The organism is Desulforamulus ruminis DSM 2154 (assembly GCF_000215085.1).
Lineage (GTDB): Bacteria > Bacillota > Desulfotomaculia > Desulfotomaculales > Desulfotomaculaceae > Desulfotomaculum > Desulfotomaculum ruminis.
The window spans coordinates 155,364-179,849 of record NC_015589.1 but is presented as its reverse complement, the minus strand read 5'-3'; the positions used below and the strand labels follow the sequence as shown (position 1 = coordinate 179,849).

The following is a 24,486-nucleotide window of genomic DNA, read 5'->3' as shown; positions in this document are numbered from 1 at the left end:
GTCCGAAGAAGGATTTCTTTAAGGTCCCGTTATTACACTCAAGGGCATTCCTTTCAGGTTCCGTTCTCCGCCTTAAAAGTATTCCTCCGAGGTCCTGTTGTTCGTGTGCATGGATTTCTTTTTGGGTCCAAAACAATACTGAGAGAAAGGCGTGGATACGAACCACAGGACCCACAGAAATACCCTTGAGGCGAAGGACGGGACCCCAAAGAAAAACTTGTTAGCGCATAAAAAAGGGGCCTGATAGGCCCACTCTTTTGTCTACTGCTCCATCTGTTTAGCCAGAAAGCCTGCAGCGGTTTCGGCCAGTTTAAGTTCCATCTCTCCCATCTTCATGTCTGGATCTTTGGAGGCTAGGATTACTGCGCCGATAGGGTCTCCTTCGGAAATAATCGGAGCAATCACCTCTGAGGAATATTTGCATTCACCGTCTTCGGTAATGCCACATTCCTTACAATGAGGATCGTTACCCGGATTATTAATGATAACCGCTTTCCGGTCTTCCATAACTTTTTCTACGTTAGGTCCGATCGGTTTATTAATAAATTCTTTTTTCGGAGCCCCAGCTACAGCAATAATTGTATCCCGGTCGGCGATGCAGGCAATATGCCCCAAAGCCTCATATAATGAATCGGCATACTCTTTGGCAAAATCTCCCAACTCCCCGATGGGTGAGTATTTTTTAAGTATTACCTCGCCTTCCCGGTCAACAAAAATTTCAAGGGGGTCTCCTTCACGAATCCGTAAGGTCCTTCTTATTTCTTTAGGGATAACCACTCGACCTAAATCGTCAATACGACGAACGATTCCCGTTGCCTTCATAAGAGTTTCCTTCCCTCCTTTTTCTGCATAATCTACGCGGATTAACTTTCACTGATAGTATATAACAGCAGGGAAGGTGTTATTCATTATTTTCCAACCTGAGCAATTAATTTTCGGCTTTTGGTTTTTCCACTATTTTTTTGACGAATCGCCTGTTTTTGGGGCTATTTTGTTCTCTATCTTAGCCTTTTTCTTCAGCTCGTCCATGAATTGGGAAAATTTGGTTTGTTTTGTTTGGCTTTCTAATTGAGTGGCAATATCCCCTTTAACCTCTTCCAAGGTTTTTTGAGTGGCAGGCTCTATTTTTTCCAGCTTAATAATGTGGTAACCATATTGGCTTTTTACCGGTTCTTTTGTAATCTCACCGGGTTTCAATGCCGCCGCAGCCTGCTCAAAGGCCGGGTCGGTGGTTCCTGCACCCTTATCAATGGTATAGCTGCCGCCACTGTCACGGCTGCCCAAATCATCGGATTTTTCCCGGGCCACTGCGGCAAAATCACGCCCCTGCTGGGTCACCTCGGCCAGTGCCAGCTTGGCTGCCTGCAAAGCTTCTGCATCGGTCCGTTTGGGCGTGTTGGCATCCTTGCTGTCAATGGCAAATAGGATATGCTTTACATCCAACTTTTCCGGTGTACCGAATACTTCTTTATGCTCATTGTAATATTGGGTAATCTCTTCATCGGTAGGTTTCTTGACGTCGGCGGTCACCTTATCATAAAGTTTCTGGGAAGCATCCTCAAGAATTAACTGCTCTCTTAAATCGTCTTCGGTTAATTTATATTGTTCCAGAACCTTTTTAAAGTCCTCTTCTTTGGTAAAGCCCTTTTTGATTTCCGCCATTTTTTTATCTACTTCTTCTTTAGAAAGGACCAGTTTCTCTTTCTCCGCTTCCTGCAGCAACAAGGCCCGGGTAATCATATCCTCCAGTACGCTTTGCTCCAGTTGGGACTTCATCTCTTTATTTTCATTGGTGGTTAAATCCAAACCCTGTTGTTTATAGTTCTCGATTTGTAAATTTACCTGTTTGTCCAACTGCGGCCGGGTGATCTCCTCGCCGTTAACTACGGCAACAACATTGGCTTTGTTATTTGCACAACCCGTTAAAAGGATCACAAGGCTTAACAAGACGAAGAAACCGGAACGAAAATTTTTATACACTGCAAAAAATCCCCCTTATACATGATATGGCCATTATACAACTTATCCAGATAGACCGGCAAGCTATTTCAGTCGGTCCAGAAACTTATGAAGCTGATCCAGTTTTCTTAAATCCACAAGCCCCTTGTCCTTACTGGACAGTTTAATTTCAAAACCATCCGCAGAATGATGATATTTCACATTGTTTTTGTATTTTTCGCTGACAGACACCAGTTTTTCCCCATCCAAGGGCGCCACCGGGTCAAAAACTATTCTGTAAAAACCCTGGCCCCGGCCAATGCTTTTGATGCGTAACTTTTTACCGATTATTTTCAAGCAGGTAATCTTTAACAAGCACTGAACGCTTTCCGGCAAATCGCCATAACGATCCACCAATTCCTCATGCAGGTCTTCCACTTCAGAAGCTTCCGCCAAGGCGGCCAGCCGCCGGTATAATTCCACCTTCTGATTGGTATCCGGAACATAAGCGTCCGGAATGTAGGCTTCCACCGGCAGTTCAATGACGGTGTCAATGACCGGTTCCGTTTTCTCACCCCGGGCTTCCTGTACCGCTTCTTCCAGCAGCCGGCAATAAAGATCAAAGCCCACCTCGGCAATATGCCCGTGCTGTTCCGCCCCCAAAATGTTCCCGGCTCCTCTGATTTCCAGGTCGCGCATGGCGATCTTAAAGCCCGAACCAAATTCGGTAAATTCCCGGATGGCGGAAAGTCTTCTTTCACTGATCTCCGTAAGCACCTTATCCCGCCGAAACAAAAAATAGGCGTAGGCCAGCCGGTTGGTCCGGCCTACCCGGCCCCGGAGCTGGTATAATTGAGCCAGGCCAAAGTGGTCGGCATCTTTCACAATAAGCGTGTTTACATTGGAAATATCCAGACCGGTTTCCACAATGGTGGTACATACCAGAACATCATAAGTGTTGTCCATGAATTCCAGCATCACCTGCTCCAGTTCGTCCTCTTTCATCTGCCCATGGGCCACGGCAATCCGGGCTTCGGGCACCAAATCCTGCAGCCAGCCTGCCACCCGGTCCAAATCCACAACCCGGTTATGTACAAAATAAACCTGCCCGCCCCGATTCAGCTCCCGCCGGATGGCCTCTCGAATGAGGGCCGGGTCTTCCTCCAATACATAGGTTTGCACCGGGAAACGTTCTTCGGGCGGGGTTTCCAGCAGGCTGGTATCCCGCACCCCCACCAGAGACATGTGCAGGGTCCGGGGAATGGGTGTGGCGGTCAGGGTCAAGACATCCACATTCTTGCGCAGCCGTTTCAGTCTTTCCTTATGACCTACGCCGAAACGCTGCTCCTCATCCACCACCAGCAGCCCCAGATCCTTAAACAAAATATCCTCCTGCACCAGCCGGTGGGTGCCGATGACGATATCCACCTCCCGGGTTGCCAGCCCTGCCAGTATCAGCCGTTGTTCTTTGAGCGTACGAAAACGGGAGAGCATCTCGATGCGCACGGGATAGTTGGCGAATCTCTCCCGAAAGGTATTATAATGCTGCTGGGCCAAAATGGTGGTGGGAACCAGCACCGCCACCTGTTTATTATCCATAACCGCTTTAAAAGCCGCCCGCAGGGCCACCTCTGTCTTGCCATAACCCACATCCCCGCAAAGAAGCCGGTCCATGGGACGATCCTTTTCCATATCCCGTTTTACTTCACTGATGGCCCGGACTTGGTCCGGCGTTTCCTCGTAAGGGAATAATGATTCAAATTCAGCCTGCCAGGGAGTATCCGGCAAAAACCGGTAGCCTTTTACCGTTTGGCGTGAAGCATAAAGCTCCAGCAATTCCTGGGCCATATCCCGGACCGCTTCCCGCACTTTGGCTTTGGCCTTGGACCACTCGGTGCCGCCCAGCCGGGAAAGCTTGGGATGATCTGCTTCCGCTCCTAAATATTTTTGTAAAAACCCCACCTGATCCGTGGGTACGTAAAGCTTATCTTCCCCGGCATACTGCAACTGCAGGTAATCCTTCTGTATTCCTCCGATGTCCAGGGTCATAAGCCCCAGGTAGCGGCCGATGCCGTGGTTAACGTGCACCACATAATCCCCGGTTTTTAGATCCGCCAGGGGCTCCATCTTGGCGTCGGGCTTGATACGGTGTTTACGGACCTTTTTCCTTTGCCCGAAGATTTCCGCATCGGTTACCACCGCTAAACGGGCCGAGACCAGTTCAAAGCCGCTGGCCAGTTGTCCCACGGTAATCACCACATTGCCGTCCCGGACCTCATTGTCTAATTGCTTTACGTAAAAGGCATCAATTTTGGCGTCCTTTAAAAGATGCAATAAATTGAAGGCTCTATCTTCGGAAGAAACCAGCAAGACCACGGCATAGGAGCGGCGGCGCCAGTGCCGAATTTCATCGGCCAGCACTTCCAAATGACCCAGAAAGCTATGCATGGCCTTGGCCGGGAAATTGACTACATTAGAAGCTTTAACATACTGCGGGTTTCTAGGCAGAAAGGAACAGTAAATACCCTGGCAGTCTTCCAGGGAGGACCGTAAGGTGTGCCAATCCAGGTAGCTGTTAAAATGCCCCGGCAAAACTTTGCCTTTTCCCATCAGGTCCGTATAGGTTTCGTTTCTCTCCTTGAGCAGGGTGTCCGCCACTTCTTTAAGACGGATGGGATCATCTACCAGGACCAGGGGCTTCCGGGCAAAATAATCCAGTAAGGTAACCGGCTCCGGGTAGAAAAAAGCCTGCAGGGATTCCATGCCGTCAAAGGGGATCCGATTGCGAATTTGTTCCAGCACAACGGCGCCCTGAGAAGACAACTGGTGAACCGCATCCACCGAACCGGATCGCTGCAATTTTTTTAATTGATTTTTACTTTCATTCTCGTAATTCTGCTCGCCCCGTTGCCATGCTTCCGGGGTTACCACCAGTTCCCGGCAGGGAGGAATGCTCAAAGCGGTAAGTTTATCCAGTGAACGTTGGTTGGCCACTTCAAAGTGACGGATGGAGTCCACTTCATCATCAAAGAACTCAATGCGAACCGGGTGGACTGCCGTCATGGAATACAAGTCGATAATTCCCCCTCGGCTGGAGAACTGGCCCCTTCCTTCCACCAAGTCAACCCGTTGATAACCCATTTCTACCAGATTTAGCCGGAGCTTTTCCAGATCCACCCGCTGCCCCAAGGCCAGTTCAACCCTGGCCCGGCTAAAAATTTCCGGAGGCACCAACCTGCGAAAAAGAGCCTCCAGGGAAGCGACAATCACCAGGGATTCTCCCTTTACCAGTTGTTCCAGGACCTTTAAGCGCTGGGACAATACCTCGTTACTGTGAGCTAAAACCCGGTAAGGCAACATCTGCCAGGCCGGAAAAGGCTGCACACAAATGCCCGGCAGCAGCGTTGTGAGATCCTCTACCAGGGTTCCCACCTCAGCTTCTCCCGGGGTTACAATTAAAAGGGACCGGCCGGTTTTAGCCAGACCGGCGAACAAATAGCTTCGTTGAGATCCCGCCAGACCAAAGACAAGCTGTTGGGCGCATCCGCGGTCAAGGCCTTGCAGCAGGTTCTGGTATTCAGTTGTAAGTTCCAGGGGCCGTAATAATCCCTTCATGAGTCCACCTTTCTAAGTCGCATTACAACAAACCTTAACCGGAAAGACGGTCAAGGTTTGTTGTGTTATGTAAACTAAAAATCGCGTATACATTATGCAAATGAATTCAGCCCGGTAGGAAATGGGGGTGGTGTAACCCCTTCGTTCCACCAGGCAATTTAAATTTATTTAATAAAAAATAGCTGTACCTTGTTTTTAATTTACATCATATCCCAGTTTTTTACTTCCAGTCAAGACCCGGGCTTATTTCTATTGACCGCCACAACCACCCCATTCCAGGCAGCATGGGCAAGATAAGCCAGGGCTAGAGACGGTACAAGGCCAAATTGGCCGTAAATCCAAACCGTGAGTAAACCAAACAAGCTATGGGCAGCCAGAGCGGCACATCCCGGTGCCAATCCCGCGACGCCGCGTCTGATGATTTCCACTAAGGCCTCCAATAAACCAAAAAAAACATGGGTCCATAAAATGGAGGTTTCCAGTATGACTGCGGTTAAAGTTTTAACGGTTTCCTCCACCAGAGGGGTGAGCAAAGCGATTCCCCGGTTTCCCGCAGCCGGCAGGATGAGCCCGTTGGCCAGCCAAGCCAAACCGGCCGCCAGCAAGGCCGCAGCCAAGGAAAAAATAATTTCGGGCATGAAGTACCTCGTTGTACTGATTCTGATTTTCTTGGGGGTCTCGTTACTAGATTCAGAAGAATTCCTCAAGGGTCCAGTTGCCAGACTTAAGGGTAACCTCATAGGTCCTGTAGAAGAATAAACACAGATAACACAGCCCTCTGCAGACCCACAAAGAAATACTTACCAGGCTAACAACAGGACCTAACAGGAATACAGAATAAGGCTAGCAACCGGACCCTTAAGCAATACCCATAAGTCTAAGGAACCCGTCAGCCCAATACCCGATTATACTGATTCATGGCCTCCACGGGGCCTTCCAGAACCCAGATTTTGGCCGCTTTTACTGCCGCCTCAATGGCTGGTTGGATCTGTTGCAGCTCCTGATCGTCAAATTTTCCTAGAACGTGATCTACAGCACCGTGTTCCGGTCGGCCGATGCCTACCCTCATGCGGGAAAAATCCTGGGTACCTGTTAAATCCATGATGGATTTTAGCCCCTTCTGTCCTCCGGCACCACCGTTCATGCGGATGCGCAGCCTTCCCGGGGGTAAATCCATATCGTCGGAAATGACCAGAAGGTCCTCAGGCAATAATTTATACCAGTTCATCAAGGCCACTACGGCCTGACCGCTCAAGTTCATATAGGTCTGGGGTTTGGCTAAAATAACCTTTTCACTGCCAATATTCACCTGGCCAACCAATGCCTTATGCTGGTTCTTCTCAACGGTTGCACCCAATTCCCTGGCCAAGGCGTCGATCACCATAAAACCAATATTATGCCGGGTCTGGGCGTACTGTCCTCCGGGATTGCCAAGCCCCACGATTAATTTCATCGGTATTACCTCCTTAACGAAGGTATTGTACCCCAGTGTCCGCAAGGAGGCAATAGTTTCTTTAAGATTGTTCTTTTTCCAAGGTCTTGGATTCAGCCTCTTCCTCCGGTTCAGGCGCAACCTCCGGCTGACCTTCAGGCTCGGAAGCTCTGGCCGCAGCCACACTCACAACGGTACTGCGGGGATGATCCAATATTTTGATCTCGGAAGCCACGTTAAGATCACATACCGTCAAGGCATCTCCGATTTCTAAATCACTTATGTCCACTTTGATGGCATCGGGAATTTGTGACGGCAGACATTCCACTTCCGCACTGCGCAATTCCTGCTGAATGACGCCTCCCAGAGCCACACCCTTGGAAGTCCCCACCAGTTGAATGGGCACCACGGTACGAATTTTTGAATCCTCGGATATCTGTTGAAAATCCACATGTTGAATGTCATGACGAAGGGGGTCTACCTGCAGATTTTTAACCATCACCGTCTGCTTACCGCCGTTCACCTTCATGCTGATCAAGGTATTCCGGCCGGTAGTTGAATTTAGAATCTTTTTTAATTCCTTGCCGTCTACACTGATAGACAGAGAATCCACATGTTTCCCGTAAACCACAGCGGGAATTTCCCCCGCTTCCCTGATTTCCCTCAGGCTGGAGCGGCTGTGTCCTTTTCTGAGATTCGCGTCTAATATTGCATCTGCCATGAGTTTTTCCTCCCAAATTCAGTCATCAAAATCTTTAACTGGATCAATCTTGCGTTTTCCCTAGCGCTGCCGGGATGCCCCGGTTTATTTAAGCAAAACGGTCCCTCGGCAGCCGGGTTTTCTTTAGTATTATTGCCTAAAATTGGTCATATCAAACAAGGCGCCGGCATAAAAATGATTACAAAGAGTATGCAAATAAAGGGGGCCTTTTAAGGTGCGCAAGAGTAAAAAGTTTATTGGTATGCCCGTGATCAGTCTTGCCGAAGGCCAACAAATAGGCACCGTCAGGGGCCTGGTGGTAGACCCCGTCCGCCAGAGAATCGCGGCCCTGATTATAGAGCAAAAAGGTTGGTTTAAAGAGCAAAAATTTGCTCCTTACGGAAAAGTGCACAGTATCGGAAATGACGCCATTACCATCGATCAAACGGGTCATGTGGAAAAAGGCAACAGTTTACCGGAAATTTTAACCCTGTATAAGGACAAGATTAATCTTATCGGCTGCAAAGTTTTGGCGGAAAACGGTACTCAATTGGGCATGGTGGATGAGTATTTTGTGGAAGAAAGAACCGGCGCCATCGCCGGATTGGAACTGTCGGGAAGCTTGCTGAACAGTTTAATTTCGGGAAGAGTGTTCCTGGATATTGGTTTTGTGCGCACCCTGGGCAAAGAGCTGGTGGTAGCCTCCAACGAAGCCATTGTAAGTACGGTTAAAATTGATGGGGGACTTCAGGAAACAGTAAAGAATCTGAGACAAAACACCAGTCAATTCTTGGAAAGCGCTGTTCAAAAAACCAAAGAAATCAGCAGTAAAACCAAAGAAGAACTTGAAAGTAAGACCAAGGAATTGGGTGAACGAACCAAGGATTTGGGCGGTAACATAAAGGAACAATTGGACAAAGTTCGGGGCAACAAAGAACCGGAAATCCTTGAAGGGAACAGCCAAATAGAAGAGCTGCCCCCGGAAGGCTCACCGGATCCGGAAATCCCTGCCACCCGCGCTGCGCTTACGGAAGACCGGGTGGAAGTAAAGGATCTGCCCCAGGAGGTTGCCTTAACCCGGGAGGAATATCTTCTTCCTTTAGAGCCAGTGGAGGATAAGGAAGAAATGGTTAATCCGGAGCAAGCAAACGAAGAACCTCAGGCGGATAAAAAAGAAATATAAGGCCAAACCCCATGAAAAAAGCGCCGCATGCCTGATATCAAGGCCGTCGGCGCCTTTTTCGGTTTAGCTTGTAAGGATGCCTGCATTTTCTCTAACGAGCCTTTCCCGGGTAATTCTTTTCCAGAATTTGATCCAAAACCGGTTTTTGCCGCGGTGTCCCTTTCATTGCCTCAATGCTTTCCATGAAATAGTTAGGATTTTCCATCACCCTTTCCATAACCCCTTTGGTCATGGGATGGCTGCTTTTGGTATGCTGGGTAAACATCATCATGAACCCCTCCTTTTTATAGTTATTCTTTTACGGGTATTATAATTTAATTTGTGAAATAATGCACCATCTATTCATCAATGTCAAAATAGGAAATAAATACTGATAAATTGAGTTGTTTATAAACCGACAGGCTAACGAACTTTTATTGGAACGCTTCTCCTGATATCCAACTCAATCCTATAGAAAGGGTTATAAAAATAAAAAGATGTGCAAAAGAAACAGCATGCACAGTCCTTTGTTTAAAACATAATAGAACACGGATTTTACGGAATCCGTATGATCCGTTCAATCCGTGTTCTATTCTTAAAAATCGGTTGTTCGTTGTTTATCCGCCTGTTCTTTGGCCCCTCGATGATTTTGCGGCACTCCCTTGCTTATTCTTTATGCTGAAGTCTCTTAAAAATCATCCATCATGGCCGCCACCGCAGCACCATGATGATCTTCCTCCCTGGCCATACGCTCAAAAATAAACTGTTTATCCGGGCTGGCCTTAAAAATATCCGCCATTTGACGGTACATTTTAGCAGCCGCTCCTTCCCGCTGCACCGCGATGGTCAAAACTTCCTTGGGCGTCATCTCAGGGTTGAGTTCACCGGCTTCCTCAAATCCGTCAAAATAGACTTGTTCATTAATGGGCTCGCCGGATTTTAGCCACAGCAGATAATCTAAATGATCTTTTTCGTCCTGGGACAGCTTCAGTAAAACTTGACTAGTTTCTGAATTTTTAGCCTTTTCTGCCATTTCTTTATAAAACTTGAAGCTGCTTTCCTCCGATTTAATGGCCACATCCAAAATATCGTTAACTGTAAGTTCCATACGATCTCCTCCTCTGATTTCCCTTAACTTTATTTTAGAGCACGGGATAAAGTGCCGCCATAACAAGTTCCTGTCAAATTCCTTACTTTTATTTTGTACAGCCCTTCTTTTGCCCCCGGTTAAACTTATGGGCGGAAAACTGCATCAGGTAGCCACAGGCATTGCATAAAGATACCACCACCGGAAGCCCCCTTTCCTGGTTGATGCCATAGGTGCCGTCGGGCTTGCGCACCAGTTCATTAAGGGCAAAAATCTGGGGTTCTGTGTTTTGGCTTTCGTCGTTCATAATCATGACCATTTCTTCTTCACAAAGGGGGCAAACAGGCTTTTTCAATTTCTAACACCTACCTATACTTATTTTTCTCATTTTACACTAAAAATGGTATAAAGGAAACGTGGTTTCTGCCAATTCCTAGCATAGGCGAAAAATCCTGTTTAATCTATCATTTCTTTTTTTATATATTCTAAAAACAAAATAATAAGACCGGAAAGTCCGGTCTTATTATTTCTTTACATGGGAACCAATTTTATTTGCCCCCAGGCTGCCAGTTTTTCTCCTTTGATGGCAATGGCTCCGGCAATCCCGGGGATGCTTGCGGCAAAATCCACCGCCCCCTGCACATCCTCTTCGCTCTGCACCCGGTTACCTGCGGCGGTGGCCACGGCATCCGCCAAGGAGGTACAGGAAGCTAAAATAATAACCGCATCGGACTGGCCAAAACTCAAAGAGTGTCCCACTGTACCGGAAGACGTACAGATTCCCAGGGGAGTCTGCCGGCCTTGGACCTCCAGTGCAATCTTGTGGGTAAAAGGAGAGGGTCCGGCAAAGATCCCCACCCGGCGGGTACCGGAGGATTTCAGGAAGATATCTCCTCCATTCTCTACAATGACGTCCCGGGAATGCCTGGCTAATTCCCTCCCCACTTTTTGAGAAAAGGCCCCGGCCACCGCCGCCATGGGACCGACCCCCGCCAACTGAGCCGCTTTGGCCATCTCCACCGCCAGCTCCGGCGCCCCCGGCAGTAACCGGTGAGGCACCAGGGTGGTTTTGAATTCGGGGTCCCTTTGAATATATTCCTCTAATAATAAGCGCTGTTCTTTTACCAGACGTTCCACCCATTGAACCAGTTCCGGTGAAAAACGCTCCCGTCTCACACCGATATCCAGGTCGGTCTCTTTAATCATCACCTGAAAATGGATTAAATCCACCTGCCGGTGCAGGTCACGGTATGTCCGTTCGGTATAATCCAAGTTAAATCCTAACCTCCATGGCCCTGACCGGGCAAACCTTTAAGCATTGCAAACAAACCACACATTTATCGCCATCAAATTGCACTTCCATGGACGGACGTTCCATATACAGGGCGCCGGCCGGACAGTGACTGGTACAGGCGCCGCACATAGTGCAACGCTCGTTATTGCGCACCACTTCCTGGGTTAAAGGGTGCACAGTAATTCCCTGACTGCGCAGGTATTCAATGCCGTCTTCATACCGCTCTCCTACCAGATCCAAAACCATGGTTCCTTCCAGATGCGGATTAATCTTCGCCTTTATAATGTTAACCACCAAGTCATAATCTTTAACCAAATGGTAAATAATAGGTTGGTCCGAAGTACTGGAACCAAACCGGAGAACAATTTTATGAGGCGCCATAAGCCGTTTGCTCCTTCCCTTTACTTAATCTCCAGGGTTTTTGCCATAATCCCGGCATCGGGTCCGGGAAGCAATTGAACCGGTTCTCCCAGTAAAAAGTCTCCCTTTTGTATCCATTCCTTCAAGGTGCGGGCAATCTCCCTGGCTTTCGGGTAACTGGAAAGGGGCACCGTGGGAATCTCTTGACCTTGTACGGTAATTTTACCGGATTTCAGTTGAGCATAGCTCACCAGCCCAAGGTTGCCGCCAACCCGGTTGGGGTAGTTATCGCTGTAATCCACCACCGGGGCATGCAGTTCTTCATCGGATAAGGCAGCAAAACGAAGAATCTCTTCATTTAAAATGGGGATGGGAATCCCTAAACCAACGGTGAGGGTGGCTCCGTATCCCTGGTAGCTGGTACCTCTAAGCCACTGGGGTTTCATTTGTTTTAAATCTCCCAGTACAGAGAGAGTGCCGCCGGCAGAGCCCACAATATTCCCTTCAGCATCCTTTAACCATCCCGGGAAGTGCTGGGTGCCGTTCCAGACCACATAGCCAATACCGCCCCCCAGGAAGATGCGGGTGCCAATGCCAATGGTGGCAAAGTTAGGATCTTTCATCAAGGGGCTTAATTGTCCGGAAGTGGAATAGGTTGCATTGCCTAGCCGGGGTTTTAACGTACCCATATAAGTATAAATAGTCTTTTCGCTTAAGTTTACCGCGCAGTTATAATTCTGATAGGCGTTGCGCGGGTTAAATAAAATGGCTTCATTCATGTCATCCAAGGTAATGGTTGTTTCAATTTCCTTGCGCGGATAGCAATCGGTACCATAGGACAGCGCCTTCAGCTTTACCGGCTTATGGCTTACCAGATCTTCAATGACATGGCCGCCGCCATAGCGGAACTCTCCGGGAAAGTTATTATTGGCCGGATCATCTTCGGGTATCTCGGTAACGCCAATATAGGCATCCACAGCGGCAATGCCGGTATAGGCCGGAACATTATTGAGGGATACTTTTTGCATTCTCATACGGGGAGAAGAGTGACCAAAGTTTAAAAAAGCACCGGAAGAACACATGGGCCCAAAGGTTCCTGTGGTGACCACATCCACTTCAGCCGCTGTTTTCGCCAGACCCTGTTCCCGGACTTTGCCAATGACTTCCTCCGCGGTTAAAACCACCGCTTTACCTGCCCTGATGCGGGCATTAATTTCCGCATAGGTACGTTCAACACTCATTTTTGTCCTCCTTTCGTGCTCCTTGCCCCACCAATCATGAAAGCCTCTCCTTAACAGAAGAGGCTTCGCTAATCATCGCGTTGCACACCTCTTATCTGCCAGAAGATGATCATCTCCTGCAGGAATTAGCACCTGTCCGGGATATTTCCGGATGGTTGCCGGGTTTCATAGGGCCAGTCCCTCCACCTCTCAGGATAAGAGCACAGATATAAAATTGATGACATTAGTTTACCAATCTACCCGTTAACTGTCAACCATATTAAAAAAATTCATCCGCTAAACTTAAAAAGTAAAATGCTAGGCTGTACTGCTGCGAAACAACATCTCAATGACTCCAGGCCCTTTATCCTTGTGCAGTTCAAAAAATTTGGCCAGGCGGTTTAATTCGTCCGCATCCATAATGATGCGATAACCGGTGGGAAATTTAACCCAAAAAACTTTCCCTTCCTGCATATCGGTAACCTCCAGGCCATTATTTTTTAAATAATTGGCATCTTGACTATCCTTCATCCATTTCCCTCCCGCAATGATCATAAAAATTCAGTTTAAAAATAAGGGGCTTACCATAACTGAACACCAGTATATCTCGGATTCCAGGCACGCCTTGTGGCTCCTTATCTATTTTTACGGGAGCTGAAGCAGGCCTTCTGTGCCGGTAATTATTTACCCTTGAAACCTATGCTTTTCCGGTGGCCTTCCGTCCTAGGCCAAAGCCCGGTTCCTTCTCTAGCAGACCGTCTGGCCGTTCAAGTCGCCTACTCAGAAAAAGGAAAAAATAACAGGGTACTCCTTCGAACCCTGGTCTTTTCCTTTTTAGGTATGTTTGTTGCTCAGTTCATGCACACCCGGAACATTTTCGACCTTGAAAAAATTTCTGGATATGTATAAACAAAATCAAATTCACACACCCTAACTAAAAAAACACTGGGGGTGACCGCCACGAACAACCAGGATGAATCCCGCCCCGATCTCTTGGAAACAGGAGTCAACAGCGGCTCCTATTCACCGGAGGAACCGGAGGGAGAATTAAACGTTGATTTCTACCGGAATTGGTCTATCCATTGGTAATCCCGGCCCCTTATACTTTAAGTTTACTCAATTCTGGTCCGCTGGAACAGCCTTTTGTCACCGGGACCAAAGAAACACGACAATAGTCCCCGTCAACCCAGGACTATTGTCGCACTCAAAATGGATTAACTCCATTATAGCAGTTTTGGGTTTAATTAAAATAATACAAGTTTTACCAGTCCCAAGCCAACATCTCCATTAAAATACCCGTAATTCCGGCAACTCCCGGAAATTACGGGTTATTTTAATGCTCTTAGTAGCAAAAGCCGGGCTTTGCTTATGAAAACAGCTTGCTCACCGACAGGTCCTCGTGAATACGAATAATGGCCTCTCCCAGCAGCGGCGCCACGGAAAGTACTTTTATTTTATCAATCATTTTCTCCGGCGGCAAGGGAATGGTATTGGTAACTACAACCTCTTTAATGACCGATTCTTGCAAACGTTGGATGGCAGGGCCTGATAAAACGGCATGGGTACAGCAAACACGAATTTCCTTGGCCCCCCGTTCCATCAGCGCGGCGGCTCCTTTGGTAATGGTGCCCGCCGTATCGATGATATCGTCAATCATAATGACGGTTTTTCCTTTTATGCTGCCGATAACATTGGTGACCTCCGCCACATTGGGTTCCGGCCGGCGCTTATCGATAATGGCCAGGGGCGCTCCAATCCGTTCCGCCAGATCCCTGGCACGGGTAACCCCGCCGATATCCGGGGAGACCACCACCACATCGTCCTTTAAATTTTGATGAAAATACTCCGCCAGGATGGGAACCCCGGGTAAATGGTCCACCGGAATATCAAAAAAGCCCTGAATCTGTCCTGCGTGAAGATCCATGGTAATCATTCTGCGGCAGCCGCTGGCAATGATAATATTGGCTACCAGCTTTGCGGTAATGGGCGCCCGGGCCCTGGTTTTACGATCCTGGCGGGCGTAACCGTAATAGGGCACCACAGCGGTAATCCGCCGGGCAGAAGCGCGCCGGAGGGCGTCCACCATAATTAAAAGTTCCATCAGATGTTCATTCACCGGAGTGGAGGTCGGTTGAATAATAAAGGCGTCTGCTCCCCTTACGCTTTCCTCCACTTCCGCCCGAATTTCACCGTCACTGAATCTGGACACTTTCGAGGCACCCATGGCCACCCCAAGATATTGGCATATTTCCCGGGCCAAATCGGGATTGGCATTCCCTGCAAAAATTTTTAATCTCTTGCTTCCGGAAGACATCAATTTACCCCCAAACTTTAATTAGCTTTCAGCTTTGGGCTGTCAGCCTTCTGTTCTCTCCGTTTAATTAAAGCTCACCGCTGCCTGTCCAATGGCAGATATTGCCGGTTCCCTGTTAGGAACGCCTTTTCTTTGCCCAGTCCGCCACATTGGTTTGCCGTTCCCGGGCTACCCCCAAGGCATCCGCAGGCACATCTTTGGTAAGCGTTGAACCTGCTGCCACCACCGCGTTTTTCCCTACTTTGATGGGAGCGACCAAATTGGTATTACTGCCAATGAAGACCCCGTCTTCAAGGATGGTTTGATATTTATTTTTACCATCATAGTTACAGGTAATGGTTCCCGCTCCCACATTGACTTTTTCGCCAATGACGGCATCTCCCACATAACTTAAATGAGGGATCTTACTTTCATTGCCAATGGTGGATTTTTTAATTTCTACAAAATCACCCACTTTAGCCCTTTCGCCAATCTTTGTGTCTGGGCGAATATAGGCGTAGGGACCCACCACCGTGGAACTGCCAATTTGGCTCCCGGCCAACACCGAGTATTGGATCTCAACCCCGTTGCCGATGACGCAGTCGGTAATGTGACTGCCCGGGCCAATGGTACAGCCGCTGCCAATCACGGTATTTCCCTGCAGGAAGGTAAAGGGCAACAGTACACAGTCCCGGCCCACCCGAACCCCCGCATCAACATAGGTATTGCCGGGGTCGATAATGGTGACACCTTCCGCCATCAGCCCTTCCAGCACCCGACGGCGGAGAATTCCTTCCGCCCTGGACAACTGGATGCGGTCATTAATCCCCAGAATTTCACGGTTATCCTTTAAAGACACCGCTTTAACCGGCAGTGTCTGGCGGACAAAGATTTCAATAATATCCGTCAGGTAATATTCCCCCTGAGCATTGGCGGGGGATATTTCTTTTAGTGCTTGAAACAGACCGGAGACTTGGAAACAATAAACTCCGGTGTTAATTTCCTTTACCTTTAGCTCCTCGGGAGTTGCGTCCTTTTGCTCAACAATCCGGCACACATTGCTGTCGGGAGTCCGGATCACCCGGCCATATCCGGTGGGGTCCTCCATCTCGGCAGTCAGCAGTGTTGCCGCAGCCCCGGTTTCCTGATGGGCTTGCGCCAGTCTGGCCAGAGTATCCGCCCGCAATAGGGGCGTATCTCCACAAACCACCAGAAGATTACCGGAGAAATCCGCCAATTCTCCTTCCGCCTGCAGTAAGGCATGGGCTGTACCCAGTTGTTCTTCTTGCAGCACCACCCTGGCCCGGTTCCCTACAAAGTCTGCAACCTGTTTAAAGCCAAAACCGGCCACAACCACCGTTCGAGTCACTCCGGCTTGAGCAACCGCTCCCAACACCTGACCCAGCATGGGTTGTCCGCAAATAGGATGCAATACTTTGGGTAAATCGGATTTCATCCGTGTCCCTTTACCTGCCGCCAGGACCACCGCAGCAAGCTCCATCCGGCCCCCTCCTTATCACTAGAGTATATCCATGTTGTAGGATGAAAGATCTGAAACGGAAGACCTCCTCCTTCCACAGGGTTTTAAGGAAGCTCCCTTTTCTTACTAAATATAGCATATCCTCGAAGGGGAAAAGTCTTTCCACCAAGCTTAATTTTTCCACGGAAAAAGATCATTTCCTCTTTGTTCGACAAAATTAGTAAAAACAAAGAAAATTCCGACATAAAAAGGGAGCATTCGCTCCCTCATTTTCTCTATTGGATTGACTTAACTTAAATCGCTTCTTGGTAAGCTTGCAGGACTGCGCTTTGGATAATTTCTCTGGCAGAAGAAGTAATGGGATGGGCAATGTCTCGGAACTCACCATCGGGGGTTTTTCTACTGGGCATAGCCACAAAAAGTCCGTTCTGACCTTCAACCACTTTTACGTCATGGATTACAAAGGCATCATCCAGGGTGACAGATACAATGGCTTTCATCTTTCCTTCCTGGAGCACTTTTCGTACCCTAACATCAGTTACGTGCAAATCTTCACCACCTTCCGCTGTTACCAAATTATGTTAGCCTAGATATTCTTCAGCGAAAGGCAAATTCCTTCTTATTTCAAAACTTTCTTTTAATTTATTCAAAAAAAATTTACTACTATTTCAAGATATCCGCCACATAACCTATCTGGTGCATTTCTTCGACAATTTGTTCAATATGTTGAGAATTTCTCGTTTCCAAAGCAATTTCTACTTCTGCCTGTTTTAAGGGAACGTTGGGTTTGATCCGGTCATGGGCAATGGAGATCACGTTGGCCCCGGAAGCAGCCACCGTTGAAAGAAGTTTTTGCAACGCCCCCGGCCGGTCGGATATCATAGTACGCAGGCGCAGATAACGACCGGCTTTCACCAGCCCCCGCTCAATGATGATTGATATCACATTCACATCAATATTCCCACCACTTAAAATAACCGCAACCTTTTTTCCCATTAAGTCACATTTTTTATGGATTAAAGCCGCCATACCAACCGCCCCGGCACCCTCCACCATCAGTTTAGAACGCTCCAGCAGCATCAGGATAGACCAGGCAATCTCCTCATCATCCACGGCAATAATTTGGTCCACATATTTTTGTACCATGGCAAAGGTAAGGTCTCCGGGACGCCGTACCGCGATCCCGTCCGCAATGGTCTGAGCCGAATTTAATTCCTGAATTTTCCCCGCCCGGCAGGCCTCCAGCATGCTGGGAGCACCGGCAGCCTGGACCCCGATGATTTGCACTCCCGGCCTTTGCTCTTTAATGGCGCAGGCTACACCGGAGATCAGTCCTCCGCCCCCAATGGGCACCACAACCGCATCCACATCCGGCAGGTCTTGCAAAAGCTCCAGCCCAATGGTACCCTGCCCGGCGATGACCAGAGGGTCATTAAAGGCATGAACAAAGATTGCTCCGGTTTTTTCCCGAATTTCCTGGGCTGCGGCAAAGGCTTCATCATAAACCTGGCCCCGCAGTACAACTTCGGCTCCGTAGGCCCGGGTGGCTTCGATTTTGGTAATGGGCGCTCCTTCCGGCATGACAATGGTGGAGGAAAGGCCTGCCCTGGAAGAGGCAAAGGCTACTCCCTGGGCATGATTTCCTGCCGAGGCAGCCACCACGCCGCCGGGGGATCTCCCCAGAGTGGCAATTTTATTGTAAGCCCCCCGCAGTTTAAAGGAACCGGTTTTTTGCAGGTTCTCCAATTTGCAAAAAACCTTGCAGCAACTTACTTCGCTGAAGGTTTCAGAGGGCTCCAGGGGCGTATGTCTGCTGACTCCCTGCAATCTTCTGCGGGCATGCAAAATATCTTGTAAGGTTACCGGGATTTGGGCCACGTCTAACTGCTCCTTTGATGATTCAGAAAGTTTCAAGTGGATTTACAAACATCCCCCGGGGCGCTCTGTGGCAGTTCACCATCCAGTATCCGCCTGGCCAGCAGTAAATCACTGGGTTTATCCACATCCACCCCAATTTCCGGGCAGCGGCAAATCACAGCCCTGCCGTCAATTCCCAGCAGGGTGGAAGCCCTGTGCTGCGCCTCCAAAAGAGAAAGGGCCCTGAAAAGGAATTTAAACAGAGGTCCGATTCCCACCCGCCGGGCCAGAGCCAGGGGATGCTTACGCAAATTTACCAGTTCCTGGCCCACTCCCATGCACTTCTGCACCGCCTCCGGGTTGACCAGAAATAAATTGCCGCTGGTGAAAATTCCCTCGGTAAACCGGACATAGGTCCGGCGGACTTCCGGAAACTTTTCCTCCACAGCCTCCCGGGGAACCAGTGGAAAATAAAGGTCCGCTTGCCGGTCACCACAGAGCCCGATGAATTCGTCCACAGCGCCGGGAGTCAGCAGCGGGATGTCGGAAGTTACCAACAAAAAGGGGCGATCCATCCGAGCACTGCCCAGCCGGACATTTTCCATTACCGTCTGGCCGGAGGGGATCAGTTCCAGTCCCGGTGGTAAAACAGCCGCTAAATCCGGTGGTCCCACCACCAGTACCCGACCCACTTTTCCGGCCTGAAGCAAAGCCTGAGTCACATAGTTCACCATGCTGGAGGATCCTATTTTAATCTGAGCCTCGTATTGGACATCGCTGCAGGATTGCAGCAACCCGTTATTTTTGCTGCCGGCTAAAACCAGCGCATCAATCATGTTCCTTTTTTTCCCCCTTCAGGGAGTTAAGCATAATGTTTTCTGCATTATAAATATGTTCTCTGGCCAAGGTCTGGGCCAATTCCACATTCCGCTCGGCAATGGCATCCACAATTTGCCGGTGCTCTTCAATGGCATCTTTACTTCGCCCGGGCTGTGACAGGGAAACCGTACGCACCCGCTGGATGATTTCCCGCAAGTGGGTGATAATGGTCAACAGCCGTTCGTTGCGGCTGGCTTTATATAAGAGATCATGAAAATCCGTATCGGTTTCCACAATGCCGTCAATGTTTTGCTGATTGGTTTGCTCGGAATAGGCCACCAGGGATCGCTCCAGGTTTTCAATTTCTTCACTGGTGCTTCGTTCGGCCGCCAGCCCGGCTGCCAGCGCTTCCAAAGAAGCTCTGACCTCAAAGACGTCGGTAATATCTTTCAGGGAAATTCCGGCTACATAGGCCCCTTTACGGGGAATCATAACCACAAAACCCTCCAGCTCCAACTTCCGGATGGCCTCCCGCACCGGGGTACGACTGACTCCCATTTCCTCGGCCAATTGAATCTCCATTAATCTTTCCCCCGGCTCTAATTTCCCGTTAATAATGGCCTCCCGCAGGGTTTCAAAAACGATTTCCCTTAAGGGCTTATAAGCGTCTAATTTAATGGGAACTAGTCTGGATTCCGCCATGTTTCCGCCTCCTTATTGCAAATGGTTTATGGTTTATGGTTTATCTTTTCCTGATATTTCTTTTTACGCTTGGTATAAAAATTTATTCCGGCCTTTTCATCTCGGTAATTATAACCTGACCTTCCAGGTCTCCCAATTTTGAAGCAATTTCTCCGGCCCGTTGCTTGTCCCGGGTTAACCCGAAGACCGTCGGGCCGCTGCCGGACATTAAAGCCCCTTGGCAACCGGTCTGTACAAGCTTCTCTTTAATTGTTTGCAGTTGGGGGAAAAGCTCCAGGGTAACACTTTCCAATACATTGCATAACCCTCCGGCCAGTTCATCCAAATGCCCTTTGGCCAGGGCCTGAACCATGGCGGCAGTATCGGGCCGGGGGCCAAGACGGTCTAAATTCAGTCCCTGATAGATCTTTGCCGTAGGAACCCCAAAGGGGGGCTTTACCAAAATAACTCCAAAGGAAGGTGCCGGAGACAAAGGCTCCAGAATTTCACCAATCCCCCGGGCCAACATGGTTCCTCCGGCCAGGCAAAAGGGTACGTCCGCTCCCAGTTGAACCGCCAGATCCATTAATTGTTTCCGGCTGAGTTGTAAACTCCATAGTTGATTAAGACCAACCAAAGTGGCAGCGGCATCGGTGGAACCACCGGCCAGTCCGGCTGCCACCGGAATCTCTTTATGTAGGTGGATGACCGCGCCTTTTCGCTCTCCGGTTGCTTTCTGTAACAGGCGGGCCGCCCGCAGAATCAGGTTATCTTCCCCGGCATCGATGGCCAATCCGGATGAAGTAAGAGAAATGTCCTTTTCTGCGGGCCAAAAATCCAGACGATCATGAAGCTGGATTTGCTGCATAATCATTTCCACTTCATGGTAACCATCCGGACGACGGGAGCATACATCCAGGGTCAGGTTTATTTTAGCATGGGCCAGAAGGCTCAACCCCACGTTGAATTCCTCCTAAACTGTAATAAATGGTAATTCCCTGCCGGCGGAAAAAAACCTTTTTCCTGGAAATAATTTGTTTGGGGAAAATCTATTAGCATATTATTGGCACCTCCGGCTTAAAAAATACGGTCCGAAGATACCCGAACCCCTTCTTTTGTCATAGTATGAAGTAATACTCCAGCAAGGAGGGAGAAACATTGAAGCCAATCCCCGTCTACAGAGCAGGTGCGGAAATTACGATTGATCCCGCCACACGTCAGTTAAGTTTCTATGTAGATGATCAACTGCAAAAAAACTACCCCGTGGGCGTAGGCAAATATGCCACACCCACTCCGGCCGGAGATTTTAAGATCATTAACAAAGTAACCAATCCCGGAGGAGTGCTGGGAACCCGTTGGATGGGACTGAATATTCCCGGGGGCAATTACGGCATTCACGGCAACAACAACCCATCCTCCATCGGCAAATTCGTTTCCCTGGGTTGCATTCGCATGCATAACGCCAGTGTGGAGGAACTCTTTACCCAGATTTCCGTCGGCACACCGGTGCGCATCCTGGCCGTGCCCGGCTATAATCAAAAGGCGGTGGTTTCCCCCGGCAGCGGCGGGGAAGGTCCTCCCCTGGATCACACGGTCTATTACGTGCGCCCCGGAGATACCCTCTGGAAGCTGGCCCAGCAATTTAACGTCACCGTGGACGCCCTTATCTCCGCCAATAACCTGCTGGATCCGGATCATCTATCCGTGGGGCAGGCCATTACCATTCCAACCTAGAGCCTTCTAGCCTCAAGGGGATTTCTTTAGGGTCCTGTTGTTAGACTTATATGTATTCCTTTGAGGTCCAGTGGTAGAAACCCGTGGTTTTTTACAGGACCTCCGAGCATTGCCCTTAAGACTAGCAACAGGACCCTAAGAAGCCCATAAGGCTAACCTACTTTTTAAGCAACAAAAAGGCTCCCCCGGCCATCAGGAAGGTTCCTGCCAGGTGATACCAGTTAAAGGGAATCCGGTTCATGCCGAAAAGACCCAAATGATCCACCACGGCAGCGGTCAATACTTGTCCGACAATAATGGCGGTGGTGGCCGGCGCCACTCCCACCACCGGCATGGTGCGGGCCACCATGTAAATGATTAATACACTGAGCACGCCTCCCAGATAGGTATACCAGGGTGCGCTGGCCCATTTAGCCAAATCGCAGGTCCCTAAGCGGCAGACAAATACCAAAATGCCCACAACAACAGTTCCTACCGCGTGAACAATAAAGGTGGTTTCCCATAATCCCACGATTTTGCCCAGGGCTGAATTAAGGGCTCCTTGCAGGGCCATGGTTAAACCCGATCCAGCCGCAATAACTAAAGCCAATAATTTACCGTGCATAAGCAACCTCCAGCTTAAAAGCAGGCCTCGGCCTGCTTTTATCTACTATCAATATATCAATGTAAGGATGAAAGCATCGTGCAATAAAGTCCCTCACCCTCAACCCAATTTGACGAAGAGCGGTTTTCTTTATTCATCCCATTGGGAATTATGCCAGTACCTCATGCCCCAGGGACCGCAGAATCCCCCGTAGGTAATCGGTGTGGATAGCTTGCGGATCGAAGTCAATGGACACCATGCCTTCATCCAGGTTAACGATCACCTTGTCAACTCCGTCCAGTTCGGAAAGATAGGTTTCAATCTCTTGCTTATCATGCTGACCGCCTTGCAACCCGCCGATCTTAAAGGTCTGCGTGCGATTCTTGCTGTTTTCCGTCTTTGGCCCGGTCAAAACTGTCACCTCCTGATTTCTTTCCTATTTTTTACGGTAATCCGGGCCATTATACACGAATAATCAACCCCCGCCGGATTTAATTTGCTGTCCCGACCGGGGTGATCAATCCTCTGTTTTCAATTCCTTTTGCTCCCAGGGAAGATATTTATGCTTCATCAACCGGAAAGACCCTGCACCTGAAGTTTTTTTGTTGGCACTCTATGTGGTACCGCCAACCTTTCCTTTAATCTCCGGTACAGTTTTCCTACTCCCTTCCCTGGATGATCTGCCTTTAATAAGGCGGCTAAGCCGCTAATATAGGCCCCGGCCATGGAATTGCCTGTTAGGCAGGCATAAGTACCCCACCGGTAGGTAGAAACAACGCTGTTGCCGGGCCCTGCAAAATCAATTCCGGATTCATCCTGATTTAAGCCTGCCATCGGAGGGTCCGCCCCGATGGATTTAACACCCACCGTCTCCTCAAACACGGCAGGGTAACTTGCTTCCCCAACCAATTCATTATTGGCGGCAGCCACCACCAGAAGCCCTTGTTCCCGGGCATACCGCAGGGCTTCTTTTAGTGCGCCACTGTACGAATCCAATACAAAGCTCATATTTACTATATTGATCTTATTTTTAACGCACCAATGTATTGCCGAAATTACATGGTAAACGGTTCCCTCGCCCCTTTGATCCAACACCTTGGCCGCATAAAGCTGGGCTTCAGGCGCCATCCCCACAATGCCTTGGCCGCGATCGGCAGCCGCGATGATTCCTGCCACATGGGTTCCATGGCCGTTATCATCGGCGAAGGCTTTGCCGGGATAAATAAAATTCATACCGCCCTTGAGGTTCGGTAATAAATCCGGGTGCTGTCCGTCAATTCCGGTATCCATCACCGCCACACGGACTCCCTGACCCTTGGTCCTGGGCCAAAATTCCGGGGCCTCAAGGATCCGAATCCCCTGGGGTATATATTGATTGCCTTCAGGCCAGGAATGGTAAAAGGGAACCACTTCATAAGAATTTAATTTTATTTTAAAATTTTTTTCTACCGCTGCGACCCCGCCGGTGGCCATGATCTCTTCATCGGATATACTTGGCGGTAAACTGCAAAGTATGCCGTTAACCGCAGGCAGGGGGTGAATCTCCGTTGCCCCCATCCAATCCATTAAAAACCGGTGCGGTGGAGCCGGCTCACCACGGTTGAAACGCAGCTTAAAAAGGATTATTCTTTTTCTGGCGGGTAGATTAACCATCGCTTCATCCCCTTGGGTCCTTGCCTGCCACCTTCTTTAATTTTCTAATTTTTCCTCCTGCTTGCTGGGTGCCGGCTCGTTGTTATCGCTGTGGACCAAACCCCGCAGGATTGATCCCAGTGGATTTAATACGCTACTGAGGTCAACCGATTCTGGTGCCGTTTTGGCTCCCTGCCGATTGCCGGATTTAACCGTTTCCGTAATGGAATCAAACATAACCGACAAACCGCCGGCAACAATATCCAATACTTTTCCCGTTACTTTTGCTCCTTTAATAATCTTGCGGAGGGTCTCTTGAACATTGGTATCTTCCTCTTGGCTGGCGGCATCCGGGGGTTGATTCAATCTTTCCAAGGCAGTATTTAATTTTGTTATTTTATCGCCCAGTTGCTGCTCTGCACTCTGTTGCAGTTCTACCCTGGCAAGCACCTCCACCAGCCGGTCTATATTGCTCAGCGCACCGGAAACCTGGTCCAGTTCACCGCTTTTCTTTGAGTAAATCCCCTCCACCTTGGATACCAGTTCTTCCATGTTGCTGACGAGCCGGTTGCTGGATCCTTCAGCCACTGTCATCAACT

Annotated in this window: 26 protein-coding genes and 1 riboswitch; of the genes, 2 read left to right on the top strand and 24 right to left on the bottom strand. The window is 49.1% G+C overall.

Annotated elements, in window-relative coordinates; translation table 11 throughout:
- Positions 1-261 precede the first annotated feature (261 nt).
- The 6 genes from spoVT to DESRU_RS00915 all read right to left on the bottom strand — a co-directional run bounded on the left by spoVT (position 262) and on the right by DESRU_RS00915 (position 7,706).
- Entirely contained in the window at positions 262-822 is a 561-nt protein-coding gene (spoVT, locus tag DESRU_RS00940; RefSeq protein WP_013840264.1) for a stage V sporulation protein T, read from the bottom strand.
- A gap of 132 nt (positions 823-954) precedes the next feature.
- Entirely contained in the window at positions 955-1,980 is a 1,026-nt protein-coding gene (locus tag DESRU_RS00935) for a peptidylprolyl isomerase (RefSeq protein WP_013840263.1), read from the bottom strand.
- Between the two features lie 63 nt (positions 1,981-2,043).
- Positions 2,044-5,553, bottom strand: a complete 3,510-nt coding sequence (gene mfd, locus DESRU_RS00930; RefSeq protein WP_013840262.1) for a transcription-repair coupling factor — start codon at positions 5,551-5,553, stop codon at positions 2,044-2,046.
- A gap of 230 nt (positions 5,554-5,783) precedes the next feature.
- Positions 5,784-6,191 carry a hypothetical protein gene (locus DESRU_RS00925; RefSeq protein WP_013840261.1) on the bottom strand — a complete coding sequence of 136 codons (408 nt, stop codon included), beginning with the start codon at positions 6,189-6,191 and terminating at the stop codon, positions 5,784-5,786.
- 251 nt (positions 6,192-6,442) lie between these two features.
- The gene (gene pth / locus DESRU_RS00920; RefSeq protein WP_013840260.1) at positions 6,443-7,006 is read right to left on the bottom strand and encodes an aminoacyl-tRNA hydrolase; all 564 of its coding nucleotides are present in this window, start codon (positions 7,004-7,006) and stop codon (positions 6,443-6,445) included.
- A 61-nt stretch (positions 7,007-7,067) separates the two neighbouring features.
- The gene (locus tag DESRU_RS00915) at positions 7,068-7,706 is read right to left on the bottom strand and encodes a 50S ribosomal protein L25/general stress protein Ctc (RefSeq protein WP_013840259.1); all 639 of its coding nucleotides are present in this window, start codon (positions 7,704-7,706) and stop codon (positions 7,068-7,070) included.
- A 214-nt stretch (positions 7,707-7,920) separates the two neighbouring features.
- Between DESRU_RS00915 and DESRU_RS00910 the strand changes: the two genes are divergently transcribed.
- Positions 7,921-8,868, top strand: a complete 948-nt coding sequence (locus tag DESRU_RS00910; RefSeq protein ID WP_013840258.1) for a PRC-barrel domain-containing protein — start codon at positions 7,921-7,923, stop codon at positions 8,866-8,868.
- Between the two features lie 91 nt (positions 8,869-8,959).
- Here the strand turns inward: DESRU_RS00910 and DESRU_RS20490 are convergent, their stop codons facing one another.
- The 14 genes from DESRU_RS20490 to ispE all read right to left on the bottom strand — a co-directional run bounded on the left by DESRU_RS20490 (position 8,960) and on the right by ispE (position 20,899).
- The gene (locus tag DESRU_RS20490; RefSeq protein WP_013840257.1) at positions 8,960-9,139 is read right to left on the bottom strand and encodes a hypothetical protein; all 180 of its coding nucleotides are present in this window, start codon (positions 9,137-9,139) and stop codon (positions 8,960-8,962) included.
- A gap of 396 nt (positions 9,140-9,535) precedes the next feature.
- Entirely contained in the window at positions 9,536-9,955 is a 420-nt protein-coding gene (locus DESRU_RS00905) for a ferritin family protein (protein ID WP_013840256.1), read from the bottom strand.
- A gap of 88 nt (positions 9,956-10,043) precedes the next feature.
- Positions 10,044-10,289: a hypothetical protein gene (locus DESRU_RS00900; protein ID WP_013840255.1), complete on the bottom strand. Its 246-nt coding sequence runs from the start codon at positions 10,287-10,289 to the stop codon at positions 10,044-10,046.
- A 176-nt stretch (positions 10,290-10,465) separates the two neighbouring features.
- On the bottom strand, positions 10,466-11,206 hold the full coding sequence (locus DESRU_RS00895; RefSeq protein WP_013840254.1) for a UPF0280 family protein: 741 nt from the start codon (positions 11,204-11,206) through the stop codon (positions 10,466-10,468).
- A 1-nt stretch (position 11,207) separates the two neighbouring features.
- Complete coding sequence (locus tag DESRU_RS00890) at positions 11,208-11,609, bottom strand: NIL domain-containing protein (RefSeq protein WP_013840253.1); 402 nt, start codon at positions 11,607-11,609, stop codon at positions 11,208-11,210.
- Positions 11,610-11,629: 20 nt separating this feature from the next.
- Complete coding sequence (locus DESRU_RS00885; protein ID WP_013840252.1) at positions 11,630-12,829, bottom strand: homocysteine biosynthesis protein; 1,200 nt, start codon at positions 12,827-12,829, stop codon at positions 11,630-11,632.
- A gap of 88 nt (positions 12,830-12,917) precedes the next feature.
- A riboswitch (SAM riboswitch) is annotated at positions 12,918-13,030 on the bottom strand.
- A gap of 96 nt (positions 13,031-13,126) precedes the next feature.
- Positions 13,127-13,339, bottom strand: coding sequence for a hypothetical protein (locus DESRU_RS00880; protein ID WP_013840251.1), 213 nt, complete (start codon positions 13,337-13,339; stop codon positions 13,127-13,129).
- Positions 13,340-14,174: 835 nt separating this feature from the next.
- Positions 14,175-15,122: a ribose-phosphate diphosphokinase gene (locus DESRU_RS00870; protein WP_013840250.1), complete on the bottom strand. Its 948-nt coding sequence runs from the start codon at positions 15,120-15,122 to the stop codon at positions 14,175-14,177.
- A 115-nt stretch (positions 15,123-15,237) separates the two neighbouring features.
- Complete coding sequence (glmU, locus tag DESRU_RS00865; RefSeq protein ID WP_013840249.1) at positions 15,238-16,602, bottom strand: bifunctional UDP-N-acetylglucosamine diphosphorylase/glucosamine-1-phosphate N-acetyltransferase GlmU; 1,365 nt, start codon at positions 16,600-16,602, stop codon at positions 15,238-15,240.
- Positions 16,603-16,874: 272 nt separating this feature from the next.
- On the bottom strand, positions 16,875-17,129 hold the full coding sequence (gene spoVG, locus DESRU_RS00860; protein ID WP_013840248.1) for a septation regulator SpoVG: 255 nt from the start codon (positions 17,127-17,129) through the stop codon (positions 16,875-16,877).
- A gap of 115 nt (positions 17,130-17,244) precedes the next feature.
- Positions 17,245-18,459 carry a threonine ammonia-lyase gene (gene ilvA, locus DESRU_RS00855; RefSeq protein WP_013840247.1) on the bottom strand — a complete coding sequence of 405 codons (1,215 nt, stop codon included), beginning with the start codon at positions 18,457-18,459 and terminating at the stop codon, positions 17,245-17,247.
- Positions 18,460-18,491: 32 nt separating this feature from the next.
- Positions 18,492-19,274, bottom strand: a complete 783-nt coding sequence (locus tag DESRU_RS00850) for an NTP transferase domain-containing protein (RefSeq protein ID WP_013840246.1) — start codon at positions 19,272-19,274, stop codon at positions 18,492-18,494.
- On the bottom strand, positions 19,267-19,959 hold the full coding sequence (locus DESRU_RS00845; protein ID WP_013840245.1) for a GntR family transcriptional regulator: 693 nt from the start codon (positions 19,957-19,959) through the stop codon (positions 19,267-19,269). The genes DESRU_RS00850 and DESRU_RS00845 overlap by 8 nt, the downstream gene beginning before the upstream one ends.
- Positions 19,960-20,041: 82 nt before the next feature.
- Positions 20,042-20,899 (bottom strand): 4-(cytidine 5'-diphospho)-2-C-methyl-D-erythritol kinase, encoded by an 858-nt coding sequence (ispE, locus tag DESRU_RS00840; protein ID WP_013840244.1) that lies wholly within the window; start codon positions 20,897-20,899, stop codon positions 20,042-20,044.
- Between the two features lie 197 nt (positions 20,900-21,096).
- On the opposite strand from ispE, the gene DESRU_RS00835 reads away from it, so the two are divergent.
- On the top strand, positions 21,097-21,672 hold the full coding sequence (locus DESRU_RS00835; protein WP_013840243.1) for a L,D-transpeptidase family protein: 576 nt from the start codon (positions 21,097-21,099) through the stop codon (positions 21,670-21,672).
- Between the two features lie 157 nt (positions 21,673-21,829).
- Here DESRU_RS00835 and DESRU_RS00830 read toward each other — a convergent pair whose 3' ends face one another.
- From DESRU_RS00830 to DESRU_RS00815, 4 genes are all read right to left on the bottom strand, one after another.
- Positions 21,830-22,276, bottom strand: a complete 447-nt coding sequence (locus DESRU_RS00830) for a DMT family transporter (RefSeq protein ID WP_013840242.1) — start codon at positions 22,274-22,276, stop codon at positions 21,830-21,832.
- Between the two features lie 148 nt (positions 22,277-22,424).
- Positions 22,425-22,676, bottom strand: coding sequence for a heavy-metal-associated domain-containing protein (locus tag DESRU_RS00825; protein WP_238446333.1), 252 nt, complete (start codon positions 22,674-22,676; stop codon positions 22,425-22,427).
- A gap of 149 nt (positions 22,677-22,825) precedes the next feature.
- Positions 22,826-23,908, bottom strand: a complete 1,083-nt coding sequence (locus tag DESRU_RS00820; protein ID WP_013840240.1) for a S8 family peptidase — start codon at positions 23,906-23,908, stop codon at positions 22,826-22,828.
- 36 nt (positions 23,909-23,944) lie between these two features.
- Positions 23,945-24,481 (bottom strand): hypothetical protein, encoded by a 537-nt coding sequence (locus DESRU_RS00815; protein ID WP_420536356.1) that lies wholly within the window; start codon positions 24,479-24,481, stop codon positions 23,945-23,947.
- Between the last annotated feature and the right edge of the window lie 5 nt (positions 24,482-24,486).

Bases quoted from the DNA above. Each gene is read 5' to 3' on its own strand.
- mfd (WP_013840262.1), bottom strand. From the start codon at position 5,553: ATGAAGGGATTATTACGGCCCCTGGAACTTACAACTGAATACCAGAAC.
- DESRU_RS00925 (WP_013840261.1), bottom strand. From the start codon at position 6,191: ATGCCCGAAATTATTTTTTCCTTGGCTGCGGCCTTGCTGGCGGCCGGT.
- DESRU_RS20490 (WP_013840257.1), bottom strand. From the start codon at position 9,139: ATGATGATGTTTACCCAGCATACCAAAAGCAGCCATCCCATGACCAAA.
- spoVT (WP_013840264.1), bottom strand. From the start codon at position 822: ATGAAGGCAACGGGAATCGTTCGTCGTATTGACGATTTAGGTCGAGTG.
- glmU (WP_013840249.1), bottom strand. From the start codon at position 16,602: ATGGAGCTTGCTGCGGTGGTCCTGGCGGCAGGTAAAGGGACACGGATG.
- DESRU_RS00885 (WP_013840252.1), bottom strand. From the start codon at position 12,829: ATGAGTGTTGAACGTACCTATGCGGAAATTAATGCCCGCATCAGGGCA.
- DESRU_RS00915 (WP_013840259.1), bottom strand. From the start codon at position 7,706: ATGGCAGATGCAATATTAGACGCGAATCTCAGAAAAGGACACAGCCGC.
- DESRU_RS00905 (WP_013840256.1), bottom strand. From the start codon at position 9,955: ATGGAACTTACAGTTAACGATATTTTGGATGTGGCCATTAAATCGGAG.
- DESRU_RS00850 (WP_013840246.1), bottom strand. From the start codon at position 19,274: ATGATTGATGCGCTGGTTTTAGCCGGCAGCAAAAATAACGGGTTGCTG.
- DESRU_RS00815 (WP_420536356.1), bottom strand. From the start codon at position 24,481: ATGACAGTGGCTGAAGGATCCAGCAACCGGCTCGTCAGCAACATGGAA.
- DESRU_RS00830 (WP_013840242.1), bottom strand. From the start codon at position 22,276: ATGCACGGTAAATTATTGGCTTTAGTTATTGCGGCTGGATCGGGTTTA.
- DESRU_RS00845 (WP_013840245.1), bottom strand. From the start codon at position 19,959: ATGGCGGAATCCAGACTAGTTCCCATTAAATTAGACGCTTATAAGCCC.
- DESRU_RS00880 (WP_013840251.1), bottom strand. From the start codon at position 13,339: ATGAAGGATAGTCAAGATGCCAATTATTTAAAAAATAATGGCCTGGAG.
- DESRU_RS00870 (WP_013840250.1), bottom strand. From the start codon at position 15,122: ATGTCTTCCGGAAGCAAGAGATTAAAAATTTTTGCAGGGAATGCCAAT.
- DESRU_RS00890 (WP_013840253.1), bottom strand. From the start codon at position 11,609: ATGGCGCCTCATAAAATTGTTCTCCGGTTTGGTTCCAGTACTTCGGAC.
- DESRU_RS00820 (WP_013840240.1), bottom strand. From the start codon at position 23,908: ATGGTTAATCTACCCGCCAGAAAAAGAATAATCCTTTTTAAGCTGCGT.
- pth (WP_013840260.1), bottom strand. From the start codon at position 7,006: ATGAAATTAATCGTGGGGCTTGGCAATCCCGGAGGACAGTACGCCCAG.